Source organism: Metabacillus sp. KH_069, assembly GCF_057838075.1.
On sequence record NZ_CM174460.1, the window covers coordinates 2146352 to 2158479 of the forward strand.

Here is a 12128-nt window from a genome sequence, read left to right on the forward strand (position 1 = left end):
GATTAGATAGCCTTTAGTTTAGTTATGCTTTTTCTTGCATTTATCACATTTGCAGTGATGTTTCTCTTTTTTCTTGCATTTATCACACTTACAATGGTGTTTCTCTTTTTTCTTGCATTTATCACACTTGCAATGGTGCTTTTCTTCTTTCTTACAGTGTTCACATTTGCAATGGTGCTTTTCTTCTTTCATCCAGTGCTCACACTTGCAATGATGTTTTTCTTCTTTCATCCAGTGCTCACACCTGCAATAGTGCTTTTCTTCTTTCTTCCAGTGCTCACACTTGCAATGGTGTTTTTCTTCTTTCTTCCAGTGATCACACTCGCAATGGTGCTTTTCTTCTTTCTTCCAGTGTTCACATTCGCAATGGTGCTTTTCTTCTTTCTTCCAGTGTTCACATTCGCAATGGTGCTTTTCTTCTTTCTTCCAGTCATCACAAACTTTAACGCATTTACAGATCCATTTTTCATCGTGTTTTTTGCAATGATCACATGGACAGTGTTCGCTCGAATGTTTAACACGCTTGCAGATTAAACGAACTTCAACATGTTTCTGGCACATATTTTCACCTCTTTCATCAATCCATACTAAAGGTGCAGTCATCATTAGTTAATAAATCCAACCTTGCAAGAAGACGTCTTGATCTATCAGACAACGTATCACAATCGCTACACATAGCTGCCGGATATCTCATTCAAATCTTGCAAAGAAAGAATCATGTAATCTGTGACTGATCCCTTATACTATCTTATTAAGAAATTCTTTTTTCGTATGGTTAGATGAAGTGATTCATTCATCCAATTTTCATAGAATCCTATGTAAATAGCCTATTTTCCACGCAAAAAATGAAAGCACCCTGTTATAGGTGCTTTTATAGTGTGATATTTACCCTAGGCGAATTTGCTGCCTTTGAAGCAATTTAAGTGTAATATCCAAGATCATTTTCTCTGATAATTCAGTAAAGGTTTCAATCTTTGCGTCTTTTATTCGATGATCTTTTTTGACATCCTTCCGTTCAAAATCTTCTTCATATGCCATGATTTCCATACTGAGTTTGTCAGATAGTTCTTTAAACGACTTTCGTTTAGATGAGCTTGAATGCTTAAATTCATGTTCTTTTTTACATTCTTCACATTCACATCCTTCTTCTTCACTGCACAGTTCCATGTAATCTTCAAGCGGAATTTCAAGAATGATTTCTCTTTCTTCGCAGCTTTCAATACACGGGCACTCTTCTTTCTTTATGCTGCGGTTCAGTGCTTCATCAAATTCAATAATGTCAGCCTTTACGAGTTCACAAAATGGCATTTCATTAAAATGTTCCGTACTTATTTGGTGGAATTGAGAAATGTCAGTGGATAATAATTGGTCTTTTTCTGGAAACCCGATTCCAAGCGGTTGTGCAATAAAAAAACCGAATTCTTCTTTCGTATCACTGACAGGTCCCACTGGTGGAGTAAGAAAACTTTCAATTTCAGCAACACAATCAAACGGCACCTCAACTGTCAGTGATTTAATGACAGATGAAACAGATCCTTTGCATTCCTCTTTTGGATTTGAGGCATATTGAATATTCTTGCGAACGAACCCGCTCAAAAATAGCTGGCCTGAGGTTGCACCCTCGCGGTTAATAAGGCGGCACTGTGTTAAGAAAACCCTTTTTTTAATTTCTTTAATTTCAAGAACTTTTTCTCCTTTAGGAAAAGTGATTTTAGCATGTACTGGAATTTCTATTCGGACTTCCTGCAGCACGACTGGTACTTTAATAATGATACCAGTTGATGGAGTTGCTGATGGATCTACGATCGTTGCTTTACAATGCTGCATGGAAGTGTTTCTCGGAAATGGCTCAACAGACATTTAGTGATTCCTCCTTAAATTTTTGTGCAATTTATCATATGCAAAAGGCATTCGCCTGTTTGGACTCAAAAATTAGGTACAAGTCTATTTTTGGGTGCACACTTTTTGATTTCAACACCATAAAATATGTCGTGTAATTAGTTATGTACCATGTAAAAAAGACTGCCGGGTAATACCCGACAGCCTTACAAATTTATAACCTGTTCCTTTTTAACTTAGCCGTTCGTTTCTGGTCCTAAAGACTCAACTCTAACTTGTTGTCTTTGCAATAGTTTTAGTGTTAAGTCTAATACCATTTTTTCAGAAAGACGATTGAACGTACCTTCTCCAACAATTTGCTGGTCTCCTGTTCCGCCCTCAAAAGGGACACGGTCTAAGGACTCATCGATTTCAATAATATCAGCGCGGATAAGCTCACAGAAAGGCATTTCGTTGTAAAATTGAGTACTGATCTGATGGAATTGAGAGAGATCAGTACCTTCTAGGCGATCCTTTGCAGCGAAATCTCGCCCATTTGGAAGTGGTTGAGAAATCAAGTAGCCAAATTCATCACGTGTATCAGTGAAAGGTCCAACTGGAAGGCTTAGGAAACCATTTACTTCAGCTACACAGCTCCAAGGAACTTCAACAGTCAATGAACGGATAGTTGAGAGAATTTCTCCTTGAGCATCAACTGCTGGGTTTGACGCATATTGAATGTTTTTGCGTACAAAGCCACTGAGATAAAGCTTACCAACAAAAGTGGCAGGGTCTTGATCTGCAGCAGGTGCCCGGTTAAGCAATCTGCATTGTGTCACGTAAGTCTTTTTACCAATCGTTTTAATCTCGAGTACTCTTTCATTCCCTGGAAAGTCAATCTCAGCATGCATTGGGATTTGTACAGATACTTCCTGAAGCACTACTGGAACTTTAATAATTGGACTGTTTGCCGGAATCGGCTGCGGCGTGACGTTTGTAGCGTCACAATGATTTGCAGATGTTGTTCTTCTGAACGGATTTACAGACATCTATTTATTCCTCCTAATATTTTTTAGACAAAGAAAAAGCGTAAAGCATAGATTTTGTCAATAATTGTTCGCTCTAACTTCGTCCTTGTATAGATAATGTGAAAAGTGACCTTATTGAGACGGCATTTTATTCAGTGCATTCGCCTTTTTTAAACAAATATCAAAAATAAGGAGCCCTTTTTAATTACACCTTCACACTTTCCTCTCTTCATATGCAACGTGCCTATTTTAATCATCAAATTCTAATTATCCAATCCAATCAGATTTTCATTGCATAGTCTATTTTCAGAGAAACTTACATGAAGGGGGATTATTGTGTCTTCTTATAACAATGGAAATGAATGCTGCACCGGAGCCTGTGACAACTGTAAATGCCGGGACATTAATAGGTTCCTTGAATCGGTTTTAACTTTAAATCATGCTTTATCTGAAGCAATCTATGAAGAGCTTATTGCTATTAAAGAAATAAAAAATGCTGTTTCGTCTGAATTTCTGATTCATTTAAAAAAGGATTTAAACAATACATTGAAACTGGCTATGAACAAAGAGGTTCTTGTAGAAATGCTGCTTGAAGAAGTGAAGGATCATTGTGAAGTCATTTTTTTTGATACTGAATGCAAGTGTGTGGATGAACAAATTCATTCGCATCAAGATTACTGTACAGATGGACATGAAGATGCGAAATGTCTTTATTCTTATGAAGAACCCAGCAGATATGAAGAATGTGAACAAATTGAGCATGAAGTTTTAAAAGAAGAAAAGGATGAAGTGATCAAGTGTGTGGAAGAACCTCTTAAGGAAAACAAGAAAGAAAAAAAATTGAAGGAAGAGGAGAAATTAAAAAAAGATTCACTTAAAGAACTGAAAGAAGACAAAAAAGAGCCTGATAAAGCAACAAATGAAGATAAAAAGGAAAAACAAGAATTAGAAAAAAAGGAAAAGAAACAAGAAAAACAGGAAAAAACAGTGATACAAGAAAAGGAAAAAAGACTCACTCCAGAGAGGATAAAGGAACAAGTTACTGAAAAAGCAAAATATCATGATTCCTATAAATACGAAGAAGAGGAGGATGAAGAAACATTTATTATTATTCGTTCTAAAAAGAGAAGATAAGGAAAGCAGACATATAAAAAGCCCCCAAAAATTAGAGGCCGTCTATTAACTATTCATATATTTCAATAAAATATGGATTGCTGCCTAAATTTTTTCTCATTTCATCAGTAATTTTCAAGGGTTCAGATGATGTTTGCTCATTATCCCCCTCTGCTTGAACACTTCCGTCATAGTGCAATGGCTTTTGCTCCATCTACATGTTCACCTCCCGATCCATATTAAGTATATTATACTAATTATTAGGTAATATTTCCTTAAAAATATTACTTTTTTACCAATTTATTCATAAAAAAACATTCTATTAACAAATAGAATGTCCAATCGCTAATCATTTATTATGAAGGCAGTGAGTTTGAAGCCGATTGCTGACTTCTTTTGTGTACATTTTTAATATTTATCCTAATAAGTAAAGAAATAACCAGTGCTGCTGCAAAAGCACCTCCAAATATAGACAGTGTCAATGAGTAGCTGTTAGTTGTTTCTCTGATCCAAGAAACAACAAGCGGTCCTGCAAGTCCAGCCGCTGCCCATGCAGTCAAAATGTATCCGTGAATAGCCCCCAGCTGTTTGGTGCCAAAGAGATCGCCAATATAAGCTGGAATTGAAGCGAATCCTCCTCCATAACAGGTTAAAATTAAAAAGATGAGAGCTTGAAAGAAGAAAGCGTTTGTGATATTCGGCAGCAAAAGAAAAGCAGCTGTTTGAATGGCAAAGAATGCTGTGTAAACATTAGGACGGCCAATATAATCAGAAACCGATGCCCAGCCGATTCGGCCAAATCCATTAAATAATCCCATGATTCCTACCATCGCTGCGGCTGCAGCTGCGCTTAATCCCGCAATATCCTGAGCCATCGGGGATGCCACGGATATAATCGCAATTCCGCAAGTAACATTAATAAAAAGCATGGTCCACAAAGCCCAAAAACGGAGCGTTTTGACTGCTTCGTTTGCTGTAAGCTGGGATAAATCTCTCTTTACCGTTTCTGTCTCCGTTTGATTCTCTTTCCTATTTGCAGGCATCCATCCTTCAGGCGGAGGGGCAAGATAAAGGGATGATGAAATCATTATTATAAAATAGACGGTTCCAAGGATATAAAAAGTCTTGTCTATTCCGACACTTGCTATGAGCGATGCTATCACAGGGCTTGCAAGTAAAGAAGCAAATCCAAAGCCCATGATGGCAAGACCGGTCGCAAGTCCTCTTCTATCAGGAAACCATTTTACTAACGAGGAAACCGGTGTAATATATCCGATGCCAAGCCCAATTCCTCCAAGAACTCCGTAAAAAAAATACAAAAGATACAAAGATCCAATGCTTTCAGCGAAACCTGCTCCTATTAAACCTGACGCAAAACATACTGTTGAGAGCAGACCGGAAGCTCTAGGTCCATACTTTTCAACAAAGTGACCCATAAATGCTGCCGATAATCCCAAAAAAAGAATCGCAATGCTGAATGTAAGCGAGATTTCGCTTAATCCCCAATTATGTTCATCTCTAAGGGGGTTAGTAAAAACACTCCAGGAATAAACCGACCCAATTGAAATGTGAATTCCCACCGCTGCAGCTGCAATCAGCCAGCGATTTTTTGTTTTCGTCATTTTTTCTCCTCTTTTCTAAGCATTAGGGTGAAGGCAGGAAACTGATTTGCCTGCCTTCATGGCCTTATTCCAGAGTTTCATTTTTATGACGCACTTGATCTTCTTTACTTTGAGAGGTTTTTTCAATGTGCTCTGTCTCCTGCCCCATTCCTTTCAAGAAACTGATCAGCATCGTGACGGCCCGGTTTACTTCAGGATCTTTCAGGGAGCACGCAAGGTCAAAGTAGCTCGTTTTTTCTGCCGGATCTTTATTTTCAGCCACTCTGGCAACTCCCGCATTCACTTTTAATAAAAAGGGTTCCAGCTGTTTGACATTGATCATGCCAAGCACCCCTGTCATTAATAGCAAATTTTTCAAACTGTTGGTCGTTTCTTTTTTGTCCACCGTTTTTACAAGAATGTCCATCACTTTGTCGCCTTGTCCGAATAAACCCTTCAATAGAGGCAAAACCCCTCTGTCCTGCATGTGCTGTAAGATCTCAAGCGTATCAATAATGGCTTCTTTATGCCTGATCAGGGCATCTTCCACTTCTCTTAAATCTTCTTTTCGCTTTTCTTCTTCTGTTTTATCTATCCGGGTAATCGTTTTAGTTGCTTTTGCCAACCTAATTTCCCTCCTTCTTAACGAGGTCACCTGGGAATACATAGTCTTTGCGCTTCCATTTTCTTTCTACTTCTACACCTCTTTGAGGATTTGGGTTTCCATACCGGAAATTTGTTTTTGGCAACGGGTTGACACCCTCGATTTCCAGCACTTCAAGTCTAGCCTTTACTTCTTTATAAGCAGGTGTATCTGTGTCTTTATCTGCGTAGCTGCTTGTGATTAGATTAATGGCTGATTCTCCAGAATCATTCATAGGCAGGTACACTTCTTTTCCTTTCACGCGTTCGGTAATCACACATTGCACCTTTACTTTCCCATAGGGGGATATCAGCCTGACCAGAGAGCCGTCTTTTATCCCTCGTTCCTCGGCAAGTTCAGGAGATACCTCAAGGAATGTTTTTGGTGTTTTTGAAGAAATGCCCTTTGATCTATACGTCATATTGCCTTCATGAAAATGTTCAAGCAGCCTCCCGTTATTCACGTGAATATCATATTCCGCGTCAAATTGGAGCGGTTTCGTCCAATCGACAGGAAAGAGGCGCGCCTTGCCGTCTGGAAATGGAAATTCATCCAGGAAAAGAACGGGTGTATCTGTTCCATCAGCTGCTACTGGCCAAAGAAGACTCTTGTAGCCTTCCAGCCGCTCATAGTTTACTCCTGCAAAAAGAGGTGCAAGCATAGCTGCTTCTGCCATGATGTCGCTTGGGTGTTTATAGTCCCATCCAGCTCCCAGCTTATTTGCAATCTCCATAATGATCTTCCAGTCCGGCTTTGAGTCGCCCATAGGTTCAAGAACCTGATATAAACGCTGAATTCTGCGTTCTGTATTTGTAAATGTTCCTTCTTTTTCAAGACTTGGACTTGCCGGAAGCACAACATCTGCATATTCTGCCGTCTTGGATAAAAAGAGGTCCTGAACGACGAAGAAGTCTAATTTCTCATAAGCGGCATGGACGTAGTTGATATTGGAGTCGACGATTCCCATTTCTTCTCCTTTTAAATACATCGCTTTTACGTTTCCAGCGTGAATCCCCGCTACCATTTCGTGATTGTTTAATCCCGGGTGTTCAGGAAGTTTAACCCCCCAGCCTTTCTCATATTTAGCGCGTACTGCAGGATCAGTGATTTTTTCGTAGGAAGGCAGCCTGTCCGGCATGCTTCCGAAATCACTGGCTCCCTGCACATTGTTATGGCCTCTTAAAGGATAGGAGCCTGTACCGGGACGGCCATAATTCCCTGTAACCAGCAGCAGGTTTGAAATGGCTGTACTAGTGTCGCTGCCGCCTGAATGCTGGGTGACACCCATTGCCCAGAGTACAACTGTGCTTTTGGCTTCATGAATCATCTTAGCTATTTTGATCAGCTCGGTTTTTGATATGCCTGTCGTTTTTTCGGCATATTCCAGCGTGAATTTCGCTAAATTGACCTTATACTCTTCAAATCCATTTACTCTGTTCTTTAAAAATTCCATATCTGCCCAGCCCTGGCCGATGATATAGTTGGTTACGGCAGATAGCCAGACAATGTCTGTTCCTGATTCAGGCTGAATGAATAAGTCAGAGCGCTCGGCCATTTCGTGTTTTCTTAGGTCAGCGACAATCAGCTTTTGTTCATGAAGTTTATGAGCCCGCTTCACTCTAGTAGATAAAACCGGATGCGATTCTGACGTGTTTGAACCGATTATCAAGACGAGCTCCGACATCTCCATATCCTTTATCGTGCCAGAATCGCCTCCGTAGCCGACTGTCCGGAATAATCCCATTGTTGCAGGTGTCTGACAGTATCTTGAACAATTATCAATGTTATTCGTTCCGATTACTGATCTTGCAAGCTTCTGCATTAAATAAGATTCTTCATTTGTGCATTTTGAAGAGCTGATAAAAGTCAGTGCGTCAGGACCATGTTCGTTTTTAATTTGAGAAAACTTTGTTTCAATAAGGGATAGCGCCTCATCCCATTCCGCTTCACGGAAAGCATCGCCTTCCCGTATCAGAGGTTTTGTCAGTCTTTCTTCACTATTGACATAATCCCATCCGAATTTGCCTTTTATGCAGGTTGAAATACCGTTTGCAGGAGCTTCAGCCTGAGGTTCAACTTTTAAGATTTCTCTCCCCTTAGTCCAAATATCAAAGCTGCACCCGACACCGCAATATGTACAGACAGTTTTTGTTTTCTTGATTCTCTCGTCCCGCATAGCTGATTCCATGTCAGATATAGCAAGGATTGAGCCGTAGCCGGTCTCAACATTTTTGGTAATTTCAATCATCGGACGCAGCGTTTGTTTGGCAATGCCTGTTAAATAACCCGCTTCCCCCTCCATCCCTTTTTCCATCATCGCGTTGCAGGGACACACTGTTGAACAATGACCGCAGGATACACAGGAAGATTCATTGATTGCCACATCGCTGTCCCAAATCACACGTGGGCGGTCCCGTTCCCAGTCGATAGAAAGAGTCTCTGTTACCTGAACATTCTGGCATGCTTCTACACATCTGCCGCATAGAATGCATTGATCCGGATCATAACGGTAAAAAGGATTGGATTGGTCTATTTCATAGGGCTTTGGAGCAAACGGAATGCTTTGATGATTAATTTTCATTTCTTTCACTGTATTGTGTATGTCACAGCCGCCATTATTGTAATCACAGACCGTACAATATAGCTCATGATTGTGCAAAATCCGGTCCATGCCGATGAGCTGGGCCTCTTTTACTTCAGGTGACTCAGAATCAATGACATCTCCGTTCCTGATCTCTGTTGAGCAGGCCCTCACAAATTCCCCGTTTACTTTTATTATGCATGTATCGCACGTTTCAATTGCACCAAGGCTTGGATGATAACAAACGTTTGGCACTTCAAGCTTTTGGGCGGAAAGAAGTTGAAGGGCTGTCTGATTTTCTTCTGCTTTTACTTCAGCTCCGTTAATTTTTACGTTAAAACTGTCTGACAAAAAGACCTCCCCTTTCACGAATAGTTAAAATGTTCAATCAATTTTCAGTACAGCATTTCATTTACCCTTCATCACCATGAACAAAACAAGCAGCAATAAATGTAAGCGCTTCCTAAATTGTAGCAAGATTCTGTCTTTTCAACAATGAATAAACCTCAGGACAACGAAAGTCATATATTGAACAAAGGGAGCTGTCCAGAAAGTCTGTTTTCGCATAGATTGTTGTATTGCAGGATAAATGTTGTTCGTTTCTTTCCGCTCCAGGAACTTGCTTTCCGCGGGGAGGGTGGGAGCCTCCTCAGCTCTGCCTCCGGGGTCTCCCATTTCCCTCTACTTCCCGCAGGAGACAAGTTCCTTCCGCTGCAATTCACTTAAGATTTTTAACATGTAGACTAATTACAACATACGAAAAGAGTCTATAAAAAAAGCAGGAAGGAAATAAATAACATTCGCTTTTCCTCCCTGCTTTATGTTATAGACTTATTGGACAGCCCCTTCCTTATCCTAGCCTCCGCTTACCGGAGGAATAAAGGCTATAGTGTCTCCGTCTTTAATTAAATCACTTTCATTTGCAAAGCTTTCATTAACGGCTGTCATCACGCTGTTTAATCCTTGAAGACCGTGGTTTTCCTGTACCCACAATTTTAATTCGCCCACCGTAAGGCCGCTTTTGTCAATTTCCATTGCAGCGGTACCGGCCTCATCCTGCAAATGGGCAAAAAATAAGATTTTAATCATTTGTTCAGCCCTCTTTCCTGGGTTTCCCCTCAAGGTATGGTGTTTGTTCAAGCTGATCGCCGATCCACATTGTTCCATCCTCCCAATGTTCTTTTTTCCAGATGGGAACAATCTGTTTGATCCGTTCAATCGCATATTCATTTGCTTCATAAGCTGTTTTCCTGTGTGGGGAAGACACGGCAATCACAACAGCTATATCTGAAATCTCAAGCTTTCCTATGCGGTGAGTAATGGCTGTTATGGCATCCGGCCATCGCTCTTTTATTTCATCGCCAATTTGTTCAAGCATTTTAACAGCCATCGGTTCATAAGCCTGATATTCTAAATGAAGCGTTCTTTTGCCTTTTGTAAATTCTCTTACTGTTCCGATAAAGGCCGTAATGGCTCCAGCTTCTCTTCTTGCCACTTTATCCGTGACTTCATCAGCTGAAATTGGATTTTTTGTAATCTCAAAATATTCCTGACTCATGCTGAACCCTCACCATTTCCATGATGTAATGTATGTAGTTCTTTTCGTCTTCAATATGAAAAATTGGAACTTGTATATCTAAGTGATGAATATCAATCCAAGTAATGATGCAGATGATGCTGCTTAGTTTTAAGAGAGAAAGATCATTTTCAATTTTGATTAATATGACTTTTGGAAATTGTTCTCTTTTATATCCCTCTATGAAAATTGTATCAATTGACATAGATTGATAGATTTCAACGAGCTTTGCAAGCGGCCATTTTTGATTGGCCAATTTCAGCTGCAGGAGACCATCCCCTTCAACCCCTGCAAGAACAGCTCCTGCTTTTGAATGGCGATCACTGTCTTTAGCTGGAAGCCTCGGATCTGGGATGCCTCCATGGCCGTGATGTTTGATTGTACCTGCATGATGGTTATTTTCTGCAGCTTTTTTTATGAGTTTTTCCATCAAAGTCGTTTTTCCAGAGTCTTGATGCCCGGTTATTTGTATGACGGCACAATGTTTTCCCATGGCCACTCACTTCCCTTTTGATCATCCAATAATAGGACATCTGTCATCATGCCAGCTTGATAGCCTCTCGTCCCGCCCGGCAGAATAATAAGGGCATTTGCTTCAGCTAAAGAGGAAACGGCACTTGATTTATCAAAGCCTGAAGGAAGAACGGTCAGCCTTCCATCATCATAATGAAGCAAAGCCCTGACAAACCTTGTAAATGGATTGGCCTTAGGAAAATCCTTGCCCAAATAGGCTTTTTCTTTTCTTACATGCGGAGATCGGTGAAAATTGCGGTGCCGGATGACCGGTCTGACAAACAATTCAAATCCTACAAAACAGGCGGAAGGATTTCCTGAAAGACCTACCAGCAATTTTTGATCCAGAGCAGCAACGGTTGTAACGCTTCCCGGCCTCATCGCAATCTTGTTAAAAAGAACATCTGCTCCAAGCTTTTCATAAATGGCCGGCAAATAATCATAATCACCCACAGACACTCCGCCTGTAGTAATCAATAAATCTACTTGACTTAGAGCATCTTGGACGGCAATGACACATTGTTCAAGATCATCACTGAATTTCCCGAAATATTTTGCTTCCCCTCCTGCCCGTTCGATTTGAGCAAGAATCATATAGGAGTTGCTGTTGCGGATTTTTCCGGGCTGAAGCGGTTCATTTACTTCAAGCAGTTCACTTCCAGTCGCGAGCACTCCGATTACCGGCTTTTTCGCACACGGAACCTCATCATATCCGAACGTCGCAAGCAATGCTGCAATTCCTGGGGTAATAACGCTTCCTTTAGCTGCCAAAGTAGTGCCTTTTTGTGTATCTTCCCCTTGAAACGAGATGTTTTCCCCGCTTTTTAAGGAGCGCTTTAATTCGAATTTTTTTCCTTCTGCAGCATTAAACTCTTTCGTCAATTCAAGCATGACAACCGCATCAGTTCCTGCTGGTATTTGGGCGCCGGTCATAATCCTTACTGCCTGATTTTGGCCAACTCTTCCTTGAAAAACAGAACCTGCGCCTATCTCCCCGATTACTTCAAAAACTCCTGGATTAGTCCTGGTAATCTGAGCAGTATCAGCAGCACGAACGGCAAATCCATCATAAGGGGACCGGTCAAAAGACGGCACATCATGATCTGCGATTAAATCTTCAGCTAAAAAACGTCCGTATGAGTTTTCAAGCGGCACTGGCTCCGCTTGTCCTCTACTGGCATAGTCCATGACTTTTTGAACAGCTTCAGAAACTGCAATGGGTGTTCTTTTTTCTATCAAACTGAATCTCCTCTCT

Annotated in this window: 12 protein-coding genes; 2 read left to right on the forward strand and 10 right to left on the reverse strand. The window is 40.6% G+C overall.

Annotated elements, in window-relative coordinates; genetic code table 11:
• The first annotated feature begins 24 nt into the window (after window positions 1-24).
• Window positions 25-534 (forward strand): hypothetical protein, encoded by a 510-nt coding sequence (locus AC3ISE_RS10670; RefSeq protein ID WP_489224164.1) that lies wholly within the window; start codon window positions 25-27, stop codon window positions 532-534.
• Window positions 535-885: 351 nt separating this feature from the next.
• On the opposite strand, the gene AC3ISE_RS10675 is transcribed toward AC3ISE_RS10670, so the two are convergent.
• Together AC3ISE_RS10675 and AC3ISE_RS10680 are read right to left on the reverse strand one after the other, a co-directional pair.
• Complete coding sequence (locus AC3ISE_RS10675; RefSeq protein WP_489224165.1) at window positions 886-1860, reverse strand: CsxC family protein; 975 nt, start codon at window positions 1858-1860, stop codon at window positions 886-888.
• Window positions 1861-2075: 215 nt separating this feature from the next.
• Entirely contained in the window at window positions 2076-2867 is a 792-nt protein-coding gene (locus AC3ISE_RS10680; protein ID WP_489224166.1) for a CsxC family protein, read from the reverse strand.
• Window positions 2868-3182: 315 nt separating this feature from the next.
• Between AC3ISE_RS10680 and AC3ISE_RS10685 the strand changes: the two genes are divergently transcribed.
• Entirely contained in the window at window positions 3183-3980 is a 798-nt protein-coding gene (locus AC3ISE_RS10685; RefSeq protein WP_489224167.1) for a hypothetical protein, read from the forward strand.
• A gap of 49 nt (window positions 3981-4029) precedes the next feature.
• Here AC3ISE_RS10685 and AC3ISE_RS10690 read toward each other — a convergent pair whose 3' ends face one another.
• The 8 genes from AC3ISE_RS10690 to AC3ISE_RS10725 all read right to left on the reverse strand — a co-directional run bounded on the left by AC3ISE_RS10690 (window position 4030) and on the right by AC3ISE_RS10725 (window position 12109).
• Window positions 4030-4173 (reverse strand): hypothetical protein, encoded by a 144-nt coding sequence (locus AC3ISE_RS10690; RefSeq protein WP_489224168.1) that lies wholly within the window; start codon window positions 4171-4173, stop codon window positions 4030-4032.
• A 142-nt stretch (window positions 4174-4315) separates the two neighbouring features.
• A complete protein-coding gene (locus AC3ISE_RS10695; RefSeq protein ID WP_489224169.1) occupies window positions 4316-5581 on the reverse strand; it encodes an L-lactate MFS transporter in 1266 nt (421 codons plus the stop codon).
• A gap of 64 nt (window positions 5582-5645) precedes the next feature.
• Window positions 5646-6185, reverse strand: coding sequence for a helical membrane plugin domain-containing protein (locus AC3ISE_RS10700; protein WP_489224170.1), 540 nt, complete (start codon window positions 6183-6185; stop codon window positions 5646-5648).
• Window position 6186: 1 nt separating this feature from the next.
• Window positions 6187-9135: a formate dehydrogenase subunit alpha gene (gene fdhF / locus AC3ISE_RS10705; RefSeq protein ID WP_489224171.1), complete on the reverse strand. Its 2949-nt coding sequence runs from the start codon at window positions 9133-9135 to the stop codon at window positions 6187-6189.
• A 504-nt stretch (window positions 9136-9639) separates the two neighbouring features.
• The gene (gene moaD / locus AC3ISE_RS10710; RefSeq protein ID WP_489224172.1) at window positions 9640-9873 is read right to left on the reverse strand and encodes a molybdopterin converting factor subunit 1; all 234 of its coding nucleotides are present in this window, start codon (window positions 9871-9873) and stop codon (window positions 9640-9642) included.
• Between the two features lie 4 nt (window positions 9874-9877).
• Window positions 9878-10342, reverse strand: a complete 465-nt coding sequence (locus AC3ISE_RS10715; RefSeq protein WP_489224173.1) for a molybdenum cofactor biosynthesis protein MoaE — start codon at window positions 10340-10342, stop codon at window positions 9878-9880.
• Entirely contained in the window at window positions 10323-10853 is a 531-nt protein-coding gene (gene mobB, locus AC3ISE_RS10720; protein WP_489224174.1) for a molybdopterin-guanine dinucleotide biosynthesis protein B, read from the reverse strand. Before mobB ends, AC3ISE_RS10715 begins: the two co-directional genes overlap by 20 nt.
• Entirely contained in the window at window positions 10823-12109 is a 1287-nt protein-coding gene (locus AC3ISE_RS10725) for a molybdopterin molybdotransferase MoeA (RefSeq protein ID WP_489224314.1), read from the reverse strand. The genes mobB and AC3ISE_RS10725 overlap by 31 nt, the downstream gene beginning before the upstream one ends.
• Window positions 12110-12128 lie beyond the last annotated feature (19 nt).